This window comes from Halopseudomonas sp. (assembly GCF_047631575.1).
In the GTDB taxonomy this organism is placed as follows: Bacteria; Pseudomonadota; Gammaproteobacteria; order Pseudomonadales; family Pseudomonadaceae; genus Halopseudomonas.
Genome location: NZ_JBLIAB010000007.1, coordinates 94624 through 120152 on the forward strand (window position 1 = coordinate 94624; position 25529 = coordinate 120152).

Consider the following 25529-nt stretch of genomic DNA (forward strand, 5'->3'; position numbering starts at 1 on the left):
TAGAGTATGATAGGGTCTGTATTAATGAGGTAATCAGTTTTGGGGCCGATTTGGATTCGACGACGGTTACAAAGCTTGAAGGGCATGCCGAGTTGGTAACAGAACTCGTAAATCCACTGTTGCAAAACTATATAATTGCCAATGATGACAATTACGGTGCTCAACTAGCTGCGTAAGCAGCCTAGTCGCACTTCTGGTAGCTTCGGCTCCAGCAATCATAAGAGGATGTCTGTAAACTCGAAATGATTGTCAGATAGAACAGGATCGCCGCCTAGTACGTTGTGGACGACGCGGTTAAACATTACACAACTCGCTCCAAACACCCTGCCACTCGGGCGGTGAGGAGTTAACTTAATTGAGATGGCTAAGCATGTAGAACTGATAGTGGAGGACTGGCGGACGGGGGTTCAAATCCCCCCGGCTCCACCAAACAACCCCTCTATAATGCGGTTTAAAGCAAGAAAAGAGGGGAGATGTTGCTGAGTAGTGTTGAGGAATCCTGTGGGATTCAGCGGCATTTCAGCAACATTTTTTTTGCCTGCGATTTGAGTGACTCTATGAGAGCGCCAAGGAAATTGAGGGCAACCCAGTCCCTCACATTTTCACCACGCCATAATCCACCGGTACTACTCCTCCTGCTTGCAGGGTTTTGAATAGTTGAGTCATTGAAAATCCAAACAATAAAAACCCGCCGAAGCGGGTTTGTTTTAAATGTTGTCCTTAGAGAGCCAAAGAAAGTGCATGTAACTGCTTAAGCTGCCTAGCAATCATGCATGCATCGACTACCTACCCCATTCCCAGCTCAGACGTGCATATACAACCCAGTCATCTTGGTCTGGCAGAATATCGTCCAATGCATTTGCATAGGTCATGCTAGCCGAAAAGCCCTTAACTCCTGTCCAGCCAAGCCCTACACCGGCCGCTTGGGCTGTCTGCGTGGGATTTTTGGAAAGCACAGTGCCAAAATCATAGAATACAAACGGGTCGAGATCGCCACCTAGGGCACTCATTTCGCTATAGTGGGTCTCTAGACTGGTCCGGATGCCGTAATCACCGCTGATAAGGCCTGGCGCATAGCCACGAACCGATGTCGGCCCACCAATGGAGTAGGCTACAGCGCCTGGAAGCGCTTCCTCATTGGTGTATTGATAGTCCATCTGCATCAGCCCGTACCAATCGGATTGAGCGGGCCGGTAATAGGCGCTGGCGTCTCCATTCAGCACCGCAAAGCTCTTGTCTCCGTCGGTGGCGGCCTGATTCTGGGCGTTGACCCAACCGACCAGCTGCCGAGCGGATATTTGCCAGCCCGAGCCGAGCCAGGTCAATTGAGCGCCAGAACTCAACTTGCTGATCGTGTAGTCACTGATGTCCTCTCCAAGCACCGAGGTCGAGGAGTTCGAGTACATTGCCGAGCCGAGCGCGTTAAGCCAAAAATGACTGGATGACATGACAAGCCAGGACGCATCGAGCGTCATGCTGGTGGAGTCCCCCTCCACCGACAGATCCTTGAAATCACCCTCGGTCACCTCTGACTGATTGATGGCAAGGCTGCCACCAAGCCGCCACCGGCTGGCCTTCACTGGCGCGCTATAAATGGCCGTGAACGCCTGGTTGCCGTCCGACGCCAGCGCATACAACAGCCCCCGGTCATTCCCGGTGAATACACCCTGGCGGCGATAAATCGCGCCCACCTCCGCCTCACCGGAGCTGGTATAGCCATAGTTATCGATAAACAGCTGCACTGTATTGCGCAGCGGCTCGTCAACCACCACGACAATATCCGTTAGACCAAAGTCCTTGCCCGCGCGTAACTCGGCCTGCAACCGGGCATCGTTGACCCGGTTGAACTCCAGGATATTGCTTTCCAGCGCGTTCATATCAACCAGCGTCTTGCCCCCGGCGAAGGGCACCCACTCCCGCACGTAGGGTTCAGCAAGGTAGCTGTTGCCCTCAACAACCATTTCGCCGAGCTTGCCTTCAACTAGTCGAACAATCACAACACCGTCCGTGACGGCCTGCTTGGGCAGCAGGGCAGTGGCCGTATAAATGCCTTTTTCCTTATAGGCCGTATTGATCTGTGTAACCATTCGGTTCAGGTCAGATAAACGCGTTTGCTGGCCCAGATAGGGCATTACAATCGACTTCAGCTCCTGCGCGGAGAGCAACTCAGATTTGGTAAAACGCACACTGTTGAGGACAAATGAAGGCCCCTCATCGGGCGCCTCAATTACGTCAGGAGCAACCAACGGCTCTTCACGCTCCTGCAATTGCCTGCGTTCCTGCAGATTCTGCTCCCGGCGCAGCAATTCTCTTTCCCGTCCTGCGGGATCAGCCACCCCCGGGAGTGTTTGAGCCTGAACACTCGGGATGAGCGTGCTGAGTAAAATCACCTGCAGACATAGACGCCAATAATTCATTCAATATTCCTGGTTGTGGGACTACCGTCCGTGATCGAGCTGGTTATCTGGAAGAAATTTCCAGCAACTCCTCGTCCGCCGGCGATAACTCAGCGTCCTCGTTAGCGCTTTGTTCACCCGTGTTAACGGTATTAGTGTCGAATTTCAGAGGGCTCGAATAGGTCGCTGTCTTCGGATACCCGGGCATACCAAAGCCTGCCTCCCAAAGTCGGGGATCACCGAGCTGTGTCTGCATGTTGTACTCTGCGCTGAGTCGCTGGTAGGCGAGCACTTGCAGATCCTGCGGCACACCAGGCTTGTAAAGGAACATCACCAGCGGATCAGCATAGCGTGTAGGCAGTGCATTGGTGCGCAACTCAAAGCCCAGCGTGTCAAGCCAGAACGCTGCACCGGGCGACATCAACTGCCCGTTCACATTCAGTGGGCGCGCATCGTAATTGTTCATGTTCAGCGTCAGGCTGGCCGTTTGGATAGCCAGACTTTCAAGCACGAGTGCCTCGTCCAGATTCAGCTCGCCATCCACGCTCAACGAGCCCGTTTTTGACTTGTAGCCATCCACATTGAGCTTGCCGGTGTTGACCACCCGCACATTGATCTGGTCGGCACTGACCCCCTCAAACCCGCTCAGGGTCATATAGGTGTCAGCAGCTCCCTTGCTGTCCACCCCGACATCGATGGTGGGCGCCTCCAGTATCAAAGGCCCGCCGCCATTCAAATCAATCTGCCGAACATTCAGCCCCTGGCTGGATGCCAGCTTGCCTTGCTGCATGACAATTAAATCGCCGTCTATGACGCCATCCACCCACAGGTAGGGATTACCGATCAGTTCGCCAAAGGTCAGGCTGCCATTGACGCGCAATTTGACATTGCCATTGCGAGCCCGCAGGAAGGGCGAATAGAGGCCTTGCTCTGCGACAATATTGATATCGCCATTCAAAGTTTCTGCCGACAACCAAGGCATATCAACTACCAGCGGATCACCAATGCCGGTCACGGCGCTGATGCTGCCCTGGGCATTGGGTCCGGTGGCACGCAGATGCACAGGCGTATCACTGCGGCCCTCGATGTTGCCGCCACTGATGAGGCGGACTGCATCAGCGCCATCCCATGCAGTTTGCAATGCTGCCAACTGCATGTTGCCCTTGGTACTGATACTCACCTGACCAGCCGCGTCAATACGCGAAGCAGAGCCCATTTCCAGGCTAGCGGCATTAATGGCCAACGCAGAGCTGGCATTGATGCCCGCCAGATCAGCCAATGCCACTCTGTCGGTTGCGTCAAGTTTGATCAGCTGTACTGCCGATATATCACCGCCGAGCAGCATGTCGTCGCCAGCTTGGAGCGTCAGGGCAGCGCCGCTTGCGATGGAAGCCACCGCCATGGAACCCGAGGTGTTCATGCGCATGGCGCTGTCAGAGCGCACAAGCGAGCCGCTGCCCATGGTCAGACTAGCGGCATCCAGACCAACTGTTGCGCCGGATGCGATCATCGTAGTGGCAGCAATAGAGACCTCGTCCGCCGCATCAATATCCAGATCACCTGCGCTGGTCACCGCGTTGTTGAATGCTAGGTTACCAGCACTGTTGACCGTCACCCGAGCGTTCGCGTCGACTTTGCCAAGGGTAATATCGCCGATATTACTGGTCACTAAAAGGTCACTTGCACTGTTCAACTGAGAATTGCGGGTCAGAGCAACTCCGTTTCCGATCAGTGTTATTGCGCCCACAGTGGACGCCAGGTTCGAAGCATCCCCGGCAGCCAGATTACCGCCACCCGCATTCAGCAGCAGCGAAGTACCGGTCACCGTTGAGCGCGCCTCTATACCTGTAGCCGCAAGCACATCAATGGCCAGCGCTTTCACAGGACCATCAAGGGTGATGCGACCCTGTGTCGAGTCGACATCCAGATCACCGCCAAAGCTCAGCGCCTGCAGGGACATGTCGTCGATAGCCGTCAGTGTGCCCTTGCCTGTCGCCTGCAAAGAAGAGCCGCTGTTCATGCTGATGCTTTGTGCATCGGCGATCAGTTCACCCTGGGCATCAACCAAACCTGCCGTGCTCAGCGCACCACCTGCCAGCAGGGTCAGAGTGCCGTTGGTGGCAGACACATCGCCCACCAGCAGATTACCGCCACCCGCATTCAGCAGCAGCGAAGTACCGGTCACCGTTGAGCGCGCCTCTATACCTGTAGCCGCAAGCACATCAATGGCCAGCGCTTTCACAGGACCATCAAGGATGATGCGGCCCTGCGTCGAGTCAATATCCAGATCACCGCCAAAGGTCAGCGCTTGCAAGGCCATGTCGTCGATAGCCGTCAGTGTGCCCTTGCCTGTTGCCTGCCAAACAGAGCCGCTGTTCATGCTGATGCTTTGTGCATCGGCGATCAGCGCACCCTGAATATCAACTACACCCGACGTGCTCAGTGCGCCAGTAGCCAGCAAGGACAAGTCGCCATTGGTGGTAGTCAGATCACCCAACCCTAGCGCACCGCCAGTCGCTTCCAGCGCTGCACTTGCGGCGCTGATTGCCACCGCAGACAGCTGAATGGCGGAAGCTGAAATCTCCAGATCGTCAGACACAATAACCTGGGGCGCTCCACTAGCGCTCAGCGCACCACCCAGATCGAGGTGCAGACTGGCGGCAGTCAGATCGCCAGCAAGATCGACAGCGCCGGCTGACTTAAGATCAAAGCGCTGATCTACCATCACATCACCTAGGGTGAAGAATGTGGTATTTCGCACATTCAGCCAGGCATTGGCGGCAGTTACGCTGAGCCCGTCAGTGCCGGAGAGCGTCAGATTCAACCAATTAGCCGGGCTGCCCAGATCATTCAAGCCTGCGTCCAGCGCGATGCCGGAACCCTGCAGGAAGTGGTTAGCGTCGTAGCCGAGAATATTCTGATCATTGGTTAACGACAGGGTGCCACCCGCAGCGACAGAGCCCACCCGCAAGTCGCCGCCACTGTGCCTGAGGTAGAGGTCACCGGCGGCACCTGCCTGACGCAATGCCCCCGAAAGCTGCACGCTCATGGCCTGGGTAGCCGAACCGATGTCACCCTGGGTGTTGGCCAGGTACAGATCACGGGCCTTGAGATTGGTCATCCCGGTTTGCGCCGCTATTGCGCCATCCACGATCAGACGGACATCATCATTGGCCGAGGCTATTTCACCGACCGTCAATGAGGAGGCCGATTCGATAAAGATGGAATCACGGGCGGCCACATTGAGCACGCCGGTGGTATCAACCTTAATCGGATCAACCTGTTTGACCCTCAGAGTGACCTCGCTGTCGGTAACAACAGTGGAAATATCACCCGGTCCAGCCGACAGCAGCGCAGACTTTTGTTGATTGGTGATGGTTGCCGTATTGTCACGCGGCACACTGAAAACCACATCTGCCAGGTTCTTGCCAACGCTCCCGCTGTTAGCCAGCAGATGAACATTCGAGGAAACGATATTGGCCTCACGATCGGTCAACTGCCCCGCCGCATCGGCACTCAAGGCCGCAGCGGAAATACTGATATCCAGCTGGCTCTGCTTCCAGGTCGAGCCTTCGACCATCTTGGCATACCAGCTGCTGGCAGCATCAATATCCAGCCGAAAGCTGTCGTCGTAGGCGCTGGTCAAAAGAACGCCATAGTCGTAGCCAACCAAGGTGCCTTTTTGTTCCTGACCAATTGCATCGGCCACATTGGCGTAAATATCCGGCGTGGCAACCTGATCAACGAACCATGCATCCAGTGCCTGGTACTCAGCCTTCACCCGCGCTGTCAGCTGAGTGACATCCGGCGTGTCGTAACGGATCTTCATCGCATCCAGATAAACCGCCTCAATCGCAAAGCCACTGTCACTGGCGTCGGCCAAGCGCTGCTTGAGCATCCAGTAGGTGTGGTACTTGCTGTTGAATTGATTTTCATAGGCCGTCACGGCACGTTCGCCGGCAGTGCCATTGAGCAGGTTCAGGGAATCCCATACCGAGGCCTCATAGGCCAATTCCTGCTCCGACTTCTGTTGCTGACCAAGCGCATTGGTCAGGCTGCCATTACCCAATCGAAGAACAACATTGTCATTAGCCTCGATGCGCTCAACCTGCAGATCACCCGTAGCCTGGGAAACCACAATATCGTTAGCTGCGTTCAGGGAGACCGCTCCAGTAGAGGCGATATTGACGAAGTTGTAGGTTGCCGGGTCACCCAAGGCACCCAGACTACCGATACTGCCCGACAGACTGGTGAGATCGATGGTGTTGGCCGAAATCAGCGTGTTGCTATTCTTGGCGACAATGCTTCTGTCTGCGGTGCCTACGATGCCGTATCTGGCCGAGAGCTTATCGATGACCAAAGCCGAGCCCATGGCCGTAGCGTTGAAATTCACTGAGCCATTATCCGACTGCAAGGAAAGCTCGTTGGTGGTGATCGCCAACGAATTTGCGCTGCTGCCGATATCGCCATTAGCCTGAATACGGGTGATGCCAGAGGTGATCGATGAGGCACTGGATGCGCTGAAACCGGCATCGGTAAAGATGCTGCTGGTACCGCTTGGATTGTAGATATTGCCGGTCAGTTGGATCGGAGCACGGGAGTCGACGTCGATATTACCCTCTGCCACGCCGTTGAATTGAAAGAGGATCGAGTGGTCCGCCTTGACATAGGTATGGGCATCCATGTCCATTCGGGTTGGGATGCGTACATAGGGGTCAGCATTAGTCAGCCCGGTGCCGTAATAGGCGCTGTAGCTGATATTCCAGCCGAAACCAGTGACCGACTGGCTGCCATAGTCATAGGTCTGCTTCAGATATTGCGCGGCGACGCCGCCAGAGCAGGCCTCGGGTTTGAGGGCACAACTGGTAAAGTAACTGGTCTCGGTATTCCAGTCCGTGGTGTAAGCCCAGTCGCCGACCGTGGTCGGATACTTCGACAGGTAGCCGTCTGCCGGGCGGGTATAGGATCGACCCACAGTGGCGCCTTCGCGAATATAGTACAGCTGCCCGGCAAGCGGGTTGTAGTTCATGCTCGACGTGGTGCCAGTCCCGCCATAATTACCCTTGAATATCGACGATTTGGGATCGAGATGCGATACCGCCCAGGCATCGGTCTGATACTGACTGATCTGATTGCCCGGGTTGTGGATATACCATTGCGATACCGTACTCGACTTGTTCAGATCGGTAATGCGGATCACACCCGTGGCATCGTCGCCAGCGCTCAGCCTGCCGATATTCAGCTGAGTATTGGAGTCGTTGTTGATGGCGATCTGGCCCAGTCCATCCTTTACGATGATCTTGCCGTCCGCCCCGGTCGAGGAGATAGCCGCACGAATGGCTACATAACCGCCGCCGCTGACCGGCACATCATCAATTCCCAGCGTCCCTGAGCCAACGTCGTACTTGAGCTTGATATCCGAAGTACCTGCGGTTTTGGCAATATCGAACGTATAGGTCTTGTTCACATAGAAATACGGGTTGAAGTTCACCAGCCAGGGATACGGCTGATAAGCTGGATTGATCACCCGCAGGGTTTTGGTTTCTCCGGGCGTCAGGCTGATGGTGTCGCCTGCCGACAGACCTGTATCTTTGACAAACTGCTGAATCTTGCCATCGAAGCCAGCGCCCACGTTGACCGACCAACTGTTGTCCGTACCCACCACGATGGCGCCGTTGATGTCCAGCCGCTTGGCGTTGATGATGACCTTGTTGGAGATGATCGAGGTGCCGGTCGAACCGAGCTGACTTTTCACCTGAGCGTAGCTTGCGGTTTTCGTTAGCCTGTTCTGGTAATCAAGTACCGGCTGGAACTTCCAGTATTGACCACCGCGGGAGCTGTCGTCGGTGGCCATGAGGAACAGCACAGGATTCGCCCCGTTATATTCCGCAGCATCACTGAAGCCCCAGTTGAAATAGATGTTCATCTCGTCGTAGCCGTAGGACGACGACTGGTAGTAGGGATTCTGAACACCACCGATGCTCAGGGCGCGACCGGTAAACCAGTCGTTGAATGCAGAAGCACCCGTGGCGCTAATTGCCGTGGAATACTTGTCGTTCAGATAAAACTGCACGAAGTCCGTGGCGTCTGTAGGCTTCCACCGACGAGTGTAATTGACCAGCGCATCGGGGTCTCGTCCATAGGTTTGCTCAATGTTCGGGTTATTCAGCAGCAGGCTGCCGTTCTCTACATTGAGGTTGACCGCATTCGCCTGAATCAGCGATTGCTGAATCAGGTCCCCTTCGGCTACCGCGATATTCACGCTCGACAGCAGGTTGGTGATGTTGCCATTGACGATGACGTCGGCGCTCTTAAAATTCGCCCCGGTCGGTGCGTGAGTGACGTAAATGCCGGACTGGCTGCCCGCCTGCTCATCGATAAAGGCACTGCCCAAATTGGCGCCGCCGGTGACGAATACATTGCCCCCGGTCTGGTTAGCTATCTCCAGATTCGCCAGCATTAGGTGGCGGTCGGACAGGTTTTCGATGCTGATATTCGCATTGCCCTTGGCGGTAAATGTGGGCGTAACACCGGCTGCCATGGTGATAGAACCCGCTGTCAGACTGACATTGCCCGCTGAAGCCCGGACATCAGCCACCTTGATAGCGAAGTTTTCCTGTGGCGAGAGGTCATTGACGATAGCCGACAGAAGCACCACCTGAGTCTGCAGCTCGTTGATCTCGTTCGCATAGGGATTGCTGCCGACGCTGGTTATGCCCGTACTGTCTGTGCCCGTGCTGGTACCGGTCCCTGCCCCGTTGCCGTCACCCAGGGTGGTGCCCTCGGTAACCGCCTCCGTCGTGCTCCAGGCTTGCAGCTCGGTGATCTGCGCATTCAGATCGTCGATGTACAACTGGAGTTCGGCGCGCGACGAGTACTTGGCCGCCTGTTGCTCAGCAGTGCCGTAACGATAGAGTTGGCGGGTAATACCACCGGCCTGATTGATACTCACTGACTGATAGGCGTACTGACCTGCGGTAACACTGCCGCTGCCAGCAAAGTTGAGGACGTTGCTCACCGCCTTGTTGCTGGAGCCAAATGTGTTCTCGGTGCTGAACAATTCAAGGTAGGGATTCTTCTCGACACCAGTCCCTCTGGCGCTGAGTGCGCCCTCAATCGCGCCGATAGCAACATGGCCATCGCTACCGATCGCAAAGCTGTCACCGAAGGTTACATTGTTGCTCAGAACGATATCGCCTTCAGCGTCATTACCGGCAGGGATCGGCACCGCTGTCCAGTTGTAGATATTGCTGCGGGCATCGGCAACCAGCTGGTTCTGATTCAGGCCATCGGAGCCACGACCGGCAAACACGCTAATCTGATCGTAAGCATCAATCACAATATTGTTGCCCAGCGTTACGCTGTTGGCGACATCGATATGTACGTCCGACACGCCGCCGGCGACACCAGCCACTGCCCATACGCTGACATCGGCCTCGGCCGCCGCACTGCCCCGTGAATAGGTACCCAGTCCTATCTTGCCCCAGGCATTGCGCAACTGCACACCGTCACCCAGGGTAACCTGGTTACGTGCCAGCACATCGACATCCGACTCCGCGCCAGCACCCTGCAAGGCACCACCCACTTCGATCACAGCCTTGTCATAAACAAAAAACTCGGTGCCGGCATCCATACTAATGCCATTGCGATAACCTTCGTACAGCCAGGCCAGATCTGAAATTTTCAGTACCGCACTCTCGCCAACCTCTACCGCCGCCAGCAAATGCTTGATGTTCTGGCTGGACAGGGCCGCCGTACCGTTAGCACCGCCGCCGCCGGCGCCATACACACTGGTGGTGTAACTGGAATCCCAAGGCGTTTGAATCTGCCGGGCCTGATTCAGTGCATCAATATCAATATCCAGCGCATTCAGGCTGACGTTCTCGCCCAGCACTACCTTGACGTTGGTGTTGACCTCAACATCCGAAACGGCGCCTGAACCGCCCACCACAGAAACCGTGGTCGAGTCAGTGCCGGCAAAAAAGTTGACTTCATTACTGGCACGAATGATCACGTTCCCGGCATCGATCGGTACTGTGCGGTAGCCGCTGAACCAGTCATCTACCAGCACCGCTGCCGCATAGTTGCCGTTGGCATGATCGCCCGCCTCGACCACGGCTTCCGCCGCGCTCCCGGAAACAAAACCGCCACCACCCGCGGTCGTGAACGACTGGTTTTCATTCTGGCTGCTGGCATCCAGAATCAGATTACCGGTGCGCTCAAGAGTGGCATTCGGATCTTTGCCGAACTCAACTCGGGTCGAGCTGAAAGACTCCGCCAGACCAACCTGATAGCCACCAGCAAAGGCGCCGACAAAGAAACCATCGGCATCAGCGATCTGTACGCCAGTATGCCGGGCGTACACTTCGAAGTCGGCATCCGGGATGGAAACATAATTGCCAACCCTGGCCACTGACTGCGCATTATTGCTCGCGCGAGCTTCGGTGCCGGCCACACCCAGCATCATGCCGCCGGAGGCGGCGAAGGCGGCGGCATGCGCCGCCTCATAATCGGCATCAGATCCATCGCCGACTTCACTGCGAACCACCACGTCACCGCTGCCGGTGAAGGTCACACCATCAGCCACGGTAGCCCGTGCTTCGGCTTCGGTCATGGCGTAGGCGAATGAGCCTCCCATGGAGGAGCCGCCGGATACCGTGACACCGTAAGCGCTGGAGTAAAGCTCCGGCACCACCTGCGCAGACAGGCTAAGCAGCCCGCTGCCGGTGCCAATAGTACCGAACAAAGTGGCATTGACATGGGAGTTATCGTGGGCTTCAGTTATCACGCCCTGGATACCTGCAGCAATGCCACCGGCTAGAGAAAACGCCGTGCTCTTGACCAGACCCGAACTGTTGGCGCTGACGGTCATGTTGTCATAGCCATCGACCAGCTTGCCGGTCTCGCCCAGCCAAGCATTCACCTCGCTGGCCTTCTTAGCGTAGCCAAAACTCACGCCGAACGCGCCACCACCCACATTGACGTTAAGCGAACCGTCAGTGGCCGAGTCCGGCCGGCCAGAATCGACATCGCCAACGCGCAGCTCCGTGATATCCATAGCCGTAACGATCAAATCACCCGTATCTGAACCGCTGGCCGCGGAGACGCCGGCAACGACCCTGTTGGCCGCACGGATATCTGCATAGTTAACTACCACACTGATGCCGCTCAGGCCAATGACGACCGACTTGGATTCACCGGCAGCATCTTCATCGGACACGTTCTCGATCGTGGCACCCACCACCACATTATCGGCCGTCAGGTTGCTGTCAACAGTGGCTACACTCATGTCATACATGCGGGTAATGCCTATCACGCCGGCAATACCTGCCAACGAGATTTGCGCCGCGCCCAACAATTGATTGTTATGCAGCAAGGCACGGCTGTTCACATTCAGGGTATCGACGTCGATCACGCCACCGGAGATCCGCGCGGCGGTGACACTTTCACCCGACAACTTCAGTGACTTGCCGGCATCGGTGGCCGTGGGAGTAGCCGGTGCTGAAGTGCGCTCGAGGGTTGCGCCGGACTCTGACTCGATGGCGGCGACATCATCGCTGGACAAATGCGTATTGAAGCTAGCTGTATCCGTCTGCAGAACGGAGTTTGCCACGTTCCGTGACACGTCAAATTCGTCTTCGGCATTGGTGCCATCATCCGCGGTGGTATCACCTTGACCAAAGAGCACAACACCAATGCTGACCGCTGCGCTGAATTTGCCCGCTGCACCGGCGATACTGGTCAGATCAGTCTGACGCTGCGAGTTGGCATCGATATCCAGCAGACCCGCCTTGATATCACTGCCCACCACTTCGCTGACTACCTGACTGCGTCCCAGCACCACGTTGGCGACGGCGCCAATACCTACCTTGGCACCCACACCAACCCCAAGCGCGAACTGTCTGGCATCAAGTATTTCCTGCGCACTGAGGACCACACTGGTCGCATCAGCGACGCCGTCCTTGCCGCGAATTCGGGTGCTGAATCCACCACTAACAGGCTTGCCAAAAATGCCGGCTCGCGTCTCACCACGAAATTCGGTAACGTCGATCATTGCCGCTGCGCCAAAACCTGCACTGATGCCTGCGCCAAAGGCATGGCTGTTGACGTTCTCTAAACGCTGGGCATCTACTGTCAGACTGCCAACATTGACCAGAGTGGTACGCGTATCCGCTGCGTCATCAAGGTCGTTACCGATCAGCGCCTTACTGTCGCCGCCGATGATATTGACGGCAAGGCCAAAACCAATGCCAACCCCGCTACCGATGCCCACGGCGCCAGCGACCACATTGGCTTCCTGGCGACGATCCGAGCTGACATTCAAACTGTTGGCGGTCAGGGTCCCGCCACGCAACCATGCTCGTGTGGTGCCCATTTGCTCGGTAATGACTACCGAGGCGGCGGCGCCCAAACCGTTCCCACCGGCGCCCACTCCGGCGGAAACCGCCTGAGCTACTTTCGAGCTATTGCCACTGATTGTGGCCGCATCAGCGATCACTGTGCTGTTAGCGATAGTGGCTTTGGCCGACTTTTTCTGACTGTTTGTGGCGAAACCGCCGACGCCTGAATTGCCGCCCGAAATGGCCACGCCCGCCGATACAGCGAGACCGGCCTCATGGGCGCTGGCGCGCACCAGCACATCAGCACCGCTCTGATTGCTGACACCGGCATTGATCGTGCTGTTCTTGATTTCGGCAGTAGTTTCACTGGACGAGCTGTTGGTCGCCACATTGACACTGATTGCCAACGACTTGGCACCCGCGCCACCCACGGTAATAGCCTGCTGCTTGGTGCGGCTGGTAGCGTTGACCGCCAGCCCGTCGACGCTTTGCGTGGATTTGTCCAGATTGAGCAAGGAAAAACCAGTCGTGAGTGCGTCGCGGTCGACCGGACTGGCATTGGTATCGTCACCGTCGTCCTCGGCCTGACCCGAGGTCGATAGATCCGGCAGCGTGCCGTAATTGGCCAGCGCTCCGCTGTCTACGGTCATGCTCGCACCTTTGCCTTCGGCAATGACGTTGGCATTGTTGACGGACGCGGAGGTGTTGCCGTACTCCAGCGCAGTCGCTATCGCCACTGCCCCGGCCCCGTTACCCAGACCAATACCCAACGCGCCACTGCCTACCAGGTTTTCGCTGTACGCGTCGGCATTGACCAAGACACTGTTCCAGGCCTTAACGCTTGCACCTTCTGCGATGCGTGCGCTGACATCACCATCAACAATGCCGGTACTCACTGACCCGGCGAGTGCGCTCTGCTCGGGTGAGGCCGCGACCCCGGCGCTGATGCTCAGCAGCCAGTTGTCACGTGCGGCATCGACAATCAGATCCTGCACCTTCAACGTAGTGCTACCGACCGAGACGTTGTCGCCGAGTACGGCCGCTTTGACATCCGAATCGACCCGATTGGTTGCCACGGCGATACCGCCGGCAGAACCGCTGCCAGAACCTGCACCCATCCAGGCAGTCGATACGCTGTCGGTAAAATCATACGCCTGCACAGTGACCTTGCCGCCTCTGTCGACATTGGCATCGGTACTACGATTAGTCCCTACATCCTTGATGCCCGCTTCGACCAGCTGATCCACATTGTTAACGCCGAATGCGCCGGCAAAGGCCAATCCGGAACCACCGGTAGCGCCGATAGCAATAGCATTACCAACCAGCAGGTTGTGATCATCAGAGGCGCCACTGGTAGCCTTGACCCGTACATTGCCCGAAGCCTGCAACGCCGTATTTGCAATATAGGCTTTGGTTGAGTGCTCGTCGGTGCCCACCAAATTGAGTGCGACCGCCAGGCCGCCTGCTGGCCCAGTAGAATCCGGTGTACCCACTGCCACTGCACCGGCGACGTTGATCATATCCATGTCATTGGTCGCGGTGACGGTAACCGTCTCGGCATTGATGCTGCCGCTGTCTGCGCCATCCCAGTCGCCGATTTCTGCAACGATGCGGTTATTCAGGCGGTTGACCGCAACCGAACCCACCCCTGCATATTTGCCGGTACTGACGCCGACGCCAATGGCCACGGTATATAACAGGGAGTTGTCGCGCGCGTTGACGGCCACATCGGCCGTGCTGGCTTCGCCCTGATTAATGCTAACGTCCGCCATGCGTGCCGAGGTATCACTCTTCACATCGGCATGGGCATAGGAAAGGCCTGCATTGCTCTTGCCTGCCTGCACTACACCGGCCACAGCAATGATGCGCTTGCCGGCCGAGCTGTAGTTGTAGCTTGACTCGCTGCCATCCTCGGCCGTGAATATGTAGGTATTATCAATGACGTCCGCACCACTGAAATCGTAATCATCATTGATGGTGCTGCTACCCAGGTTACTGAGCTGCGTATCCAGCGCAGCGTCGTCTTCACCGCTGGCATTGACTTTAAGAGTCTCCACGCCATTGACGTCGGTCTTGCTGATCAAGGCCTTGGTGTCGGCACCAATCGAACCCACGGCAAAACTGCCGGTGAAACCCTGGGAGTTTTCCACGCCGCCATTGTAGCCACCGCCCGCAGCGCCAATACCAATCCGGTTCACCGCACTGGCAGAAACGATAATAGTGTCGAGGCCGGTCAGCGTGCTGCGTGCTCCGTCACCGCTGATGACCGCCTCAACCGCAGAGCCGCTGTAGACATCTTCGTTGTAGGCCGTGCTCAGGACATTGTTTGAGTCGGGATTGATCCCCGGCAGCATGGCGCTCGGGTCATTGATCTCGGCAAAGGTAATGGCCAGCCCGCCACCTTTTTTGCCGCCCAAATAAAGTGAGCCGCCACCCACGCCGATCTGGGCATTGTTGTAGGCAGATACCTCAAGGCTTTTACCACCGCCGAAGCCGCCGGAGATCGAACTGCTATCGATACGCGCCGAGGTGCCGTCGTAGATTTGCGCCCCGGAGATCGACAGTGCGCCGTTGTTGCTGTTCTGGGTATTCTGCGCCGAGCTGGTGACGGCCAGCGCCAGCGCCACCGACGTGAGTTCACCGCCATGCAGCGCCTGTACTTTGACGTCTCTGGCATTGCTAACATTGCTGTTCTGGATACGCGCCAGCGCGTCATTGAAGCTGATCTGGTACGCAATTGCACCGGCGATGGTGTTCTGATTGGACGGTGAATCAGCGCCCAGCTTGGCAATGGCTGCGCCACCCGATGCCGAGGCTGAAATCACTTTTTGCAAGGCCTGTACCGTTACATTAACGTCTGAACCCGATCGACCGCTGATCGTGGCGCCATCGATAAACGCCTTGGCATCCAGGTTATTGACCGACACTGTCAAGCTACCGGCAGCCGCAAGGCCTGTCTTGTTGGGATCGACTGGCGCACTACCACCTGCAGGAGGACTAGCCTGATCGTTCGAGCCATTGCCGGCAGCACTGCCAATGGAGGCAGCACCTGCGCCATCGACTGCCTCTATGGCGCCTGCCGCTGACTTCGCGCCTAACGTGCCATACCAGTTCTCAAATCTCTCGGCCAATCCTGGGTTATTATTAGGTTCTGTGGTGACGGCACCTGCCACGGCCAGCGAGCCGTTAGTGCCTGCACTGCGCGCCCGTACGCGAACTTCGTTAGTCTGAATACCGGGCTGCGGCGCAAGCGGCGCAGGCGTTGTCGGCGCGCCGGGAGCAGGGTGAAAACCATTTTTGAAGCTGACTTTGGCCTGCTCGCCGCTGTTGTCGCCGATGAACGCTTTGGTATCGCCCTGGGCTATATTGATCGCCACAGACAGACCCATGGCCGACTCATCAGACTTGTTGAATGCGCCAGACGCTGCCCAGTTGCCAAAGTCATGATCGGCCAGTACTTCCAGACCTCTGGAATTGACGCTTGCCTGATTGCTTAGCGAAGCGTGGGTGAGCGATTCGCTGTTGAGAATCGCCAGTACGCCGTTGAAGCCTAGACCTTTGCCCGAACCGGAAGACGGTGTGATCAGAAAGTGGCGCTCGTCCGTACGCGCCGCAATACGCACATCACCCTGTGTTGCCAGCGTCGAAGCACCGATCCCGGCAACGGCAGTCGCTGTCTGCTGGACAAAACTGATACTGCCGCCGACGGATTTACCCTTTTCATTGGTGCCATTACCGTTCGGCAAGAGCCCAAGGGTGCCCAGGTTGCCGGCAAGATGAACGCTTTCATTGAGGTTGTAGGCTTGCACATCCACCGAACTGATGAAGTCGAAGCTGTAATCAATGGTTTTGAAAGGGATCGTGGTATCAAAAATAGCGGGGGCTACGAGATTACCGGCAACCACCCGGCCTGCAGACCAGCCAGTCGTGCCCGTGGTCGTGAGTTTGACGTTATCGCCAATCCAGGCCTTGGTATCCAGATCGTTCACGACCACATTAAGCGAACCACCCGTAGCAGAATTATCTGCTGACGTGCCCGCATTGGCAAAGGAAGAAAGAATATTGTTCTGCATTCCACCGATGCCGTTGAACTTGTTCAGCACATCAGAGAAAGAATCCCACGTGTCATAGCTGCTGCTGATCGGCACTTTTTGCCGGGCCAGAACACCAACATTGGCCGCTGAAATTTCCACGTAGTCGCTGATTTCGGCGACGGCATCGCCACTGTTGATAGCGAAATTCAAGGCGACTGCCAGGCTCTTTTCCGACGAGCCTGTCTTATTACTACCCTCGGTGCGGCTACTCGGCGAAGCCACTGCGGCCTCAGCAGACGTGCGCCATGCGCCTTCGTCATCGCCATGGGCTGCATTGTCGTTACCGCCGGCAATTGAGGCGTTATCCGTACCGAGATCAATGGCGCTGGCCAGCAACAGATTGCCGGTGGAGTTGATTTTCGGCGCTGAGGCCTGTCCAGCAATGTTGTTACCCAGAAAGGCATAAGCTTCGTGATCGGACAGGTTCATGGTGAAGGCCAGCCCGCCCTTGAAGGAGATCTTGCCATCACCGTCTTTGGGTACCTCTGTACCCGCCGGCTTTTTCGTATCGATGAGGTTGTTCACGCCATTTTGCATAGCCGCGAGGCCCGCAATCGGCTTGGCACCGACGGTACGGAAAAGCGTATTACTACCCACAGTGACACCCGACTTCACCTGCTGGTGCACGGTGCGATCCAGGGCAGTGATGCTTACATCACCGGTCTTCTTGGTGTCGGAGCCCAGTGATGCGCCCATTTCTGCGGTGGCATTGGTATTGAAATCGCCAACCGCAACGGCAATACCGTACTCGGTATCCTTCAGACCCATGGCGCTGGCCGAGACCGAGTAGTAGTTCTGATTCTCTGCTGCCAAGACTAAACTGCTTGCGCCGAGCACAGCACCGCTCTCAATCACGGCGGTTGCATCCACATCTGACTCACCAACGGCAATGGCTACAACCACCTTGTTGGCATCCGCTGCAATCACATCCAGCGCACTGGCAGCTATAAAGGCTTCGTTGTGGGCCGTTACCGTCAGATCACCGCCTGACTGCACAGTTGCACCGCTTTTGATTCTGGTCGAACTGGTCGCATCACTGGCGCTATAGATGGCCGAGAGGGATCCCTTGCCACCGGAGGTGTTGATTTGGCTAGCCTGGCTCAGCGCATGGGATTCCGAGCCCAGCGTTACATTACCGCTGGCCTGCACATTAGCCGCACCTTCGACATTGACCGTTGCTTGCGCATCAGCCGCCATCAGATAAAAACCTGCACCGGTAAAGGGGCCCAACTCCATGATGGTCAGACCCGCAGCGGGGTCTTCATAGAAAGAGGCTGACGCCTTGCTCAGGGCGGTAGCGGTAACATCACCGGCGTTTATCTCGCCCGCAATGGTGACGGATGAGCCAGCCGTCGCGATACCGAAACCAATCGCTGATGTTGTGCTCGCAGCAAGCGTGACATTTCCACTGGTGTTGGTAGTGACTTTGTCCCTGGTATCCAGGATAGCCCCAGCCGCAATGTCTATACTGCTTCCGTCGAGAATGAGGCCATTGTCGTTTTTTGCCTCGATGGTGATTCCGCCATCCGCCAACAGCTCACCGGCAATCAGGACATCGGTGCCCAACACGCCCCCGTCCGCCACTATGTGAATGGTGCCTCCATCCTGAATCAAGGCGCGGGGCGCAGTGTAATCACCGGTGTTGACTGCAGCCTCGTCCACATAGTTTGCCTGCAGCGCGTTACCCGCAATCAGCTTACCGCTGTCGCTGACATTGACCTGGGCACCTCGAAGGTCAATACCGTCTTTGGCGTTGATCTTGCCCTCAATGGTAATCAGCCCGGTTGGCGAGACGGCCAACACTGCATCAATGCTCTTGCTCCCGCTGATCAGCGCGTCGACATCGCTGCTACTGGGCGTGCGTACCGTCAACTGGCCCACATTGACCACCCCTGAAGGGCCGACCAGAAAGCCTTGGGAACTGGCGAATACCACGTTGCCGCCCAGGCTATTTTTTTCATAGCTGTTCAGAATGCCGTGGATTTCAGGCTGACTGCCCTTGACAATATTGACCAGCTTGGCAGCATTGTTCGGCACTATCAGGTTGACGGTGTTGAGTTCGCCTACAACAAAATGCTTGAATACGTTGACCGGAACACCGCCAACAAGATTATTGTTGCGGATTTCATCAACTAGGCCGGCAGAGGTTTTAAGCGCTGTATTGGCGTCCACCACAATATTGTGTGGCGATGCTGCCAGCGCTTGCAGCGATACAGAAGACAATAACGCCCCCCACGCCGCAGTTCGTGCAGCCAGCGAGCGTGCAAATGGATTGCAATGGCCAATGGCTACTGCTAACGGATGGCGTGGAAAGTTCATTTTCTGCCCAACTTTTAATGATGAAGGAACAACGTCACTCGGCTGAGCCGAGGCGAATAAAAACAGACAGCCATCCGGTCACCCGGACGTGATTCCCGGCCGGTCAGGCGCGGGTATCGAGCTTCTCACTCAAGCGTTGCAGGGAGCCCAGCGAATGCAGATGGGCGTAAGCCCAGGCCAGATAACCTTGGCGAAACCAGTGGGTAACGACTGCGTCGTCCAACGCCATGAGCTTCTTCTCGTCGATGACAAACAGACCATCGAGTCGCAGGGGCTTCTTGTCCGCCGTTATGACCTGCAAGACAAAAGGCTTGAACACGTCCTGCTCGGTTGCCGCTTGACAGAATTCACGGGTACGAACATGTTCGGCTTCAAAGTTGGTCACGAACTCGATGATTTTGGTCAGCGTGTCGGTGTAAGCGCCTTCGTCTGTAAACAGAAGTTCGCCCTCGCCTTCTGTCTCTTTCAGACCCGCGTAGTCAGCATCAAAACAAACATTTTTGTCGCTGCTCAGCACAAACGGATAGCGACGGATGAAGGCCGGGGTGTAATTGCCCAGCCACTCACCCGCCTCATCGACCTGTTCGTGCCCCTGATTTTTTAGCGAAAGCAGAGCAATAGGAAAATAAGCGCCGGCCTGATCCTGACTGAACAGCACAGGTAGATCGCGGCTGGATTCAAAAAACTCAATGGCAAGAAGGGGGACAGAGTTGACTTTGTTGGTAAAGCGGAAGTCTTTCACTGGCGAAAAACGAATGGCCTTATGGACCTCTTTATTCAGAACCGTGGGCTGCTGATAGAACAAAAGTTCGGACATTATTGAATTCTTTTTTCTGATTTTATTTATGAGTCTTTTACTGTTATAGCCCCTTAAGAGACTAAAAGACATAAAAAACAATGAATTGCGAAATCAACTGCAGAACCCGTCACCTTTGACGATAATCTCGCACATATTGACGAAATTCGCGTACGTATAAAGCGATAATATTGACGCTATAAAAATGGCGCGCTGCGTAATTGAAGGTATTTTCCAAAACGAGACACGTGTCCGCTGGACTGGATTGGCAGCACCCAGCTGGACCAGGCAGGTAAGTATGGACCGGCTTCCGCCGTCTGGATCACGCCTATAGAGCCGCAGAAACAGCAAAGACTTTAACAAGCAAAATTCGCCTTACATCCAGGCCCCGTGGACTATAATAACCACAGTAAATCCCGTGCTGCGTAGTACGTCACCCGCAGCGCAAGACAGTGTTTATCCCCGAACAGGTAGCGCATGAGAGGAAGGTTTCAGGAAAGCAGTCTGCATGATGAGCGTCTGGACATCGTCGTCCAGCACTTGTTGGAGACCAACGCTTGCCGGGTGTTGGACTTGGGTTGCGGTGGCGGCGAACTGTTACAGCGTCTGGCACTTCAGGGTCAATTCGAGCGAATCGTCGGTATCGACATTGACGAGGTCAGCCTGACACAAGCCCGCCGTGCACTTGGCTTGAATCTGCTGGATGACTGTAGCCGCATCCAGGTCCGCTATGGCTCCTTCGAGGAACCGGATTCGCAGCTCAATGGGTTCGATGCCGCTACACTGGTGGAGACCATCGAGCATATTGACCCTGGTCGCTTGTCGCGGGTCGAGACTGCAGTTTTTGGAGATATGCGGCCGGGCGTGATATTTGTCACCACGCCCAACGTCGAGTACAACGTTTTGCATGGCATGCCGCCCGGAGAAAAACGCCATCCTGACCATCGATTCGAATGGAGTCGGGCGCGGTTCCGCCAGTGGGCACGCGGCGTGGCCGAGCGCAACAGCTATCAGGTCAGCTTCGTCGACATTGGCGAATGTGATCCCCAGCACGGCAGTTCCACACAGATGGCGCGTTTTATCGCCATATCCGTTAGCGAGAACAACTGAACCCGGAGGTCCGAGAGTGGATGTCGAGCTGATCGAAATACGTGACCATCTGAAACGCTTCCCACCTTTTGAAACCCTGCCGGACGAGGCCCTGGATAATATCGCCCGGCACGTCGAAGTCAGCTATTTCAAAGCTGGCACCGAGATTCTGCATTTCAATGATGATATCCAGTATCTACATTACCTGCGCAGCGGTGCAGTGGACGTGTTCCGGCGCAATGGTGATCTATACAATCGTCTGACAGAAGGCGATATTTTCGGCCATTTCGGCTTGCTGCGTAACAACAAGGTTCGCTTCCCAGCTACTGCGATTGAAGACAGTCTGGTCTATTTTATTCCAGGCCCCTTATTCCAAACGCTGTGTGACCAGTACGATATTTTTGCAGATTTCGTCGAGGCAGAGGGCCAGTCGAGACTTAAAACAGCAGTTGAAAGCGATAGCAAAGCCGGCGAAATGATGAAGTTGCGGGTGCGCAAACTGATCGAACGATTGCCGGTAACGGTGACGGCAGATACGACGGTCATGCTGGCAGCACAAATAATGATCGACCACAGCGTCTCGTCGCTTGTGGTCGTGGAAAACGCCACTGACCGGCACGACATTCACCGCGGAGCGGGTTCGATGATCGGCATCGTAACCGACCGGGATTTCCGCAGCCGGGTAGTTGCTGCAGGCTTGCCAGCGGACACTCCGATCCGGGAGGTAATGACCCCTAACCCAATAGTGGTTCAGGCCGACGACTCGATGTTCGAAACCATGCTGTCGATGTTGCGTCACAACATCCACCATTTGCCGGTGATACAGCGTGGCCGACCGATCGGGGTGGTCAACTTGCGCGACGTCATCAAGTTCGAATCGCAAAGCAGCCTCTATCTGGTCAGCAACATCCACAAAAAGCAAAGCATCGACGAACTGCAGGTGTTGTTGCCAGATATACGTGCGACCTTTGTTCGCATGGCCACCGATGAGGTGTCTTCACACATGATCGGCAGCACAATGGCGGGTATCGGACGGGGTGTCAGCCAGCGCCTGCTAGAGTTGGCTGAGCTTTCGCTGGGCCCGCCACCAGTGCCTTACTGCTTCATGGCCCTTGGCTCAATGGCCCGCGACGAGCAGATGATCGTAACCGATCAGGATAATGCACTGGTCCTGGATGACAGCTTCGACCCGAAGCTGCATGACGATTACTTTTTTCGGCTGGCCAGCTTCGTCAGCGATGGCCTTGCCGCCTGCGGTTATACCTACTGCAAGGGTGGCATCATGGCCACCAACCCAAAATGGCGACAACCTCTGAGCGTCTGGAAAAAATACTTTACTCAATGGATCACACGACCCAATCCCGAGACACTGCTGAACAGTTCGATTTTCTTTGATCTGGACACTGTCTACGGCAAAGCTGAGCTGGTGGAATCGTTGAAAGATCTGCTCGCCACCAGCGCCAGCTCCAACGAGCCTTTCCTCGCCGCACTGGCTCGTAACGCGCTAAACCGTACACCGCCGCTGGGCTTTTTCCGTGACTTCGTGATGGAGCAAGACGGGGCCCACAAGAACATCATCAATATGAAAGGACGTGGTACGGCGCCGCTCACCGACCTGATTCGCGTCCATGCCTTGGCTTGCGGTTCCAAGGCACAAAATTCGTTTGATCGTCTCGATGCTATTGCCGCCACCCGCCTGATGCCACCCGATGCGGTCATGCGCCTGCGCTATGCGCTGGAGTTTCTATCCAGTGTACGTATACGTCACCAGGCCCTGGAGCTCGAAGAGGGACGCGAACCGAACAATTATATTGAGCCGGAGAAGATCTCCACTGCCGAGCGACATAATCTGAAGGAATCATTTCAGATTCTCAGCAATGCGCAGAAGTTTCTTCGCTTTCGCTACCCTGCCCTTCCGTCGATGCGTACGCTATGAACAAAAATCAAAATCCGTCCCGCCCGCTCGGGTATGAGACCCCGAACTGGCAAACGCTGTTTGCCAGCCTTGCTCAGACCGCACGTGACGAACGCCTGCAGCGTTTTTATCAGGCAGGCGCTGTAGCCCCGCAAACACCCATTGAAGAGGTGCCACTGGTTGCGCTCGACCTGGAAACCACAGGACTGAATCCACAGCGCGATGCGATTGTCAGCATTGGGCTGATGCCATTCAATCTGCGGCGGATTCGCTGCGCAGATGCGCATTATCATGTGGTCAAACCCCTCTCCGAGCTGAACTCCGAATCTGTCGCCTTTCACCGCATTACCCATAGCGACCTTGACGACGCTCCACGGCTGGACAGCCTGCTCGGTGAGATATTGCAGGTCATGGCCGGGCGTGTCGCAGTCGTTCACTACCGTAATATCGAGCGCGGATTTCTCGACGAAACGGTACGCCATTACCTGAACGAGAATCTGCATTTTCCGGTTATAGACACCATGGAGCTCGAGGCCCGTCTTCATCGGGGCACTAACGATATTAGCTGGCTTGACCGCCTTCGCGGGAAAAAGGCTGTGTCCATCCGACTCGCAGAAAGTCGTCTGCGCTATGGTTTGCCCCTGTATCAGGCTCACCATGCATTGACCGACGCGCTGGCCAGCGCGGAGCTGCTTCAGGCACAGATCGCCAGCCACTTTGATCACGGCACGCCGGTTAGCGAACTCTGGGACTGAGCGGATCAAGCGGTCATATCGCAGACACAAAAAAGGCGCGACCAATAATGGCCGCGCCTTTTTTGAACCCGCGCTACTCTAGCGCGGTTCTGACATCAGTCCCTTGACGATCGAGACGCAGCCGACCAGCAAGACGATTGTGAATGGCAGTCCAGTGGACACCGCCATCGCCTGCAGGGCGACGAGTCCGCCCCCAAGCAGCAACGCAATGGCTATGATCCCCTCGATGCACACCCAGAATACCCGCTGGGGTACCGGCGCATTGACCTTGCCACCAGCAGTAATGGTGTCGATTACCAAAGATCCGGAGTCGGATGAGGTAACAAAGAACACAATCACCAGAATGATACCGATGAACGAGGTAATCGATGCCAGCGGCAGTTGGCCTAGCATGACGAACAACTGAAGCTCCAGCGCGGCATCCTGAACACCAGTGAAACCATTAGCCAGCTGATCGATGGCAGTACCACCGAGCGCGGTCATCCACAGCACCGATACCAATGAGGGCACCAGCAAGACTGCTATCAGGAATTCACGCACGGTACGGCCACGGCTGACCCGCGCGATAAACATACCGACAAAAGGCGACCAGCTGATCCACCAGGCCCAGTAAAAGGCAGTCCAGCCCTGGCTGAAGTTAGCATCTTCACGACCAATCGGATTGGACAACGCCGGCAAATACTGAAGGTAGGCGCCCAAGTTATCAAAAAACCCGGTCAGAATTGCGAGCGTAGGACCCACCACGATGATGAAACCTAGCAGCAGTATCGCCAGCCCCAGGTTCAGCTCGGACAGACGCTTGACGCCTTTGTCCAGGCCCGCCAGTACCGATAGCAAGGCAATCGCAGTAATACCGACAATCAGCAGCACCTTACTGGTACTGTTGGCGGTGATGCCGAACAGATAATCAATACCGCCAGCCGCCTGTTCGGCGCCCAGTCCGAGGGACGTCGCCAGACCGAAGAGGGTCGCAAAGACCGCCAAAATATCAATGATATGCCCAGGCCAGCCCCAAATGCGCTCACCCAAAATCGGATAGAAGATGGAGCGAATGCTTAGCGGCAGACCCTTATTGAAGGAGAACAGCGCCAGCGCCAGCGCTACTACGGCATAAATTGCCCAAGGGTGCAGACCCCAATGGAAAATAGTCGCAGCCATACCGAGCCTGGCAGCCGCTTCGACATCACCGCCGGCAGCCCCGAGAGGTGCCCAGTCTGTGCGCACACCCGCCTCTGCAACCTGCCCCCCCAACGACGCGGAGAAATGCGACATCGGCTCCGACACGCCATAGAACATCAAGCCGATGCCCATGCCTGCGGCAAACAGCATCGAGAACCAACCAAGATAAGAATAGTCTGCCTTCGCTTCCATACCGCCCAGGCGAACCTTACCAAGCGGAGACACAATCAATACCAGACAGAGAACCACGAAAACGTTGGCTGCACTCAGGAAGAACCAGGCCAGATTTCCGGTCAGCCAATCACGCAGCGCACTGAACAGCGGCGCGATATCGTTTTGTAATGCCAGAGTAAGAAAAACAAATAAAAGGATGGTGATGGCCGAAATACTGAACACCTTGCCGTGGATATCCATAGCGAAGGAAAACTGCCCTTTAATGTTGTCTTGCCCAATCACATAATCAGTATCGATCAGCGCGGAATCGCCAGATGGCGCGGGTATCGCGTCTTGCGTTTCTACTGCGGGCTTGTCATTCAGATCGCTTAAAGGATCTTTCTCCATCGGAAATACTCCTGATTGGTGGGTCAGGGCTACTTATAGGCAGTGCACATACAGCGGGGAAACCAGCTCAATGTCCAGCCAGGTA

At 56.0% G+C, this 25529-nt stretch carries 7 protein-coding genes and 1 other RNA gene; 4 read left to right on the forward strand and 4 right to left on the reverse strand.

Annotation, left to right across the window (positions count from 1 at the left end; genetic code table 11):
* Positions 1 to 41 precede the first annotated feature (41 nt).
* Positions 42 to 429, forward strand: a transfer-messenger RNA (tmRNA) gene (gene ssrA, locus ACJAXR_RS12980).
* A gap of 353 nt (positions 430 to 782) precedes the next feature.
* Here ssrA and ACJAXR_RS12985 read toward each other — a convergent pair.
* The 3 genes from ACJAXR_RS12985 to ACJAXR_RS12995 all read right to left on the reverse strand — a co-directional run bounded on the left by ACJAXR_RS12985 (position 783) and on the right by ACJAXR_RS12995 (position 19966).
* Positions 783 to 2417 carry a ShlB/FhaC/HecB family hemolysin secretion/activation protein gene (locus ACJAXR_RS12985; RefSeq protein WP_415058694.1) on the reverse strand — a complete coding sequence of 545 codons (1635 nt, stop codon included), beginning with the start codon at positions 2415 to 2417 and terminating at the stop codon, positions 783 to 785.
* Between the two features lie 43 nt (positions 2418 to 2460).
* Positions 2461 to 19149 carry a leukotoxin LktA family filamentous adhesin gene (locus tag ACJAXR_RS12990; protein WP_415058695.1) on the reverse strand — a complete coding sequence of 5563 codons (16689 nt, stop codon included), beginning with the start codon at positions 19147 to 19149 and terminating at the stop codon, positions 2461 to 2463.
* A gap of 103 nt (positions 19150 to 19252) precedes the next feature.
* Positions 19253 to 19966 carry a SapC family protein gene (locus ACJAXR_RS12995; protein WP_415058696.1) on the reverse strand — a complete coding sequence of 238 codons (714 nt, stop codon included), beginning with the start codon at positions 19964 to 19966 and terminating at the stop codon, positions 19253 to 19255.
* Positions 19967 to 20422: 456 nt separating this feature from the next.
* Here ACJAXR_RS12995 and ACJAXR_RS13000 point away from each other — a divergent pair, with 456 nt between their 5' ends.
* From ACJAXR_RS13000 to ACJAXR_RS13010, 3 genes are read left to right on the forward strand one after another with little or no spacing between them, the layout of a single operon-like run.
* On the forward strand, positions 20423 to 21055 hold the full coding sequence (locus ACJAXR_RS13000) for a methyltransferase domain-containing protein (RefSeq protein WP_415058697.1): 633 nt from the start codon (positions 20423 to 20425) through the stop codon (positions 21053 to 21055).
* A gap of 16 nt (positions 21056 to 21071) precedes the next feature.
* Entirely contained in the window at positions 21072 to 22970 is a 1899-nt protein-coding gene (locus tag ACJAXR_RS13005; protein WP_415058698.1) for a DUF294 nucleotidyltransferase-like domain-containing protein, read from the forward strand.
* Positions 22967 to 23704, forward strand: coding sequence for a 3'-5' exonuclease (locus tag ACJAXR_RS13010; RefSeq protein ID WP_415058699.1), 738 nt, complete (start codon positions 22967 to 22969; stop codon positions 23702 to 23704). The genes ACJAXR_RS13005 and ACJAXR_RS13010 overlap by 4 nt, the downstream gene beginning before the upstream one ends.
* A gap of 78 nt (positions 23705 to 23782) precedes the next feature.
* On the opposite strand, the gene ACJAXR_RS13015 is transcribed toward ACJAXR_RS13010, so the two are convergent.
* Complete coding sequence (locus ACJAXR_RS13015) at positions 23783 to 25444, reverse strand: BCCT family transporter (protein WP_415058700.1); 1662 nt, start codon at positions 25442 to 25444, stop codon at positions 23783 to 23785.
* Between the last annotated feature and the right edge of the window lie 85 nt (positions 25445 to 25529).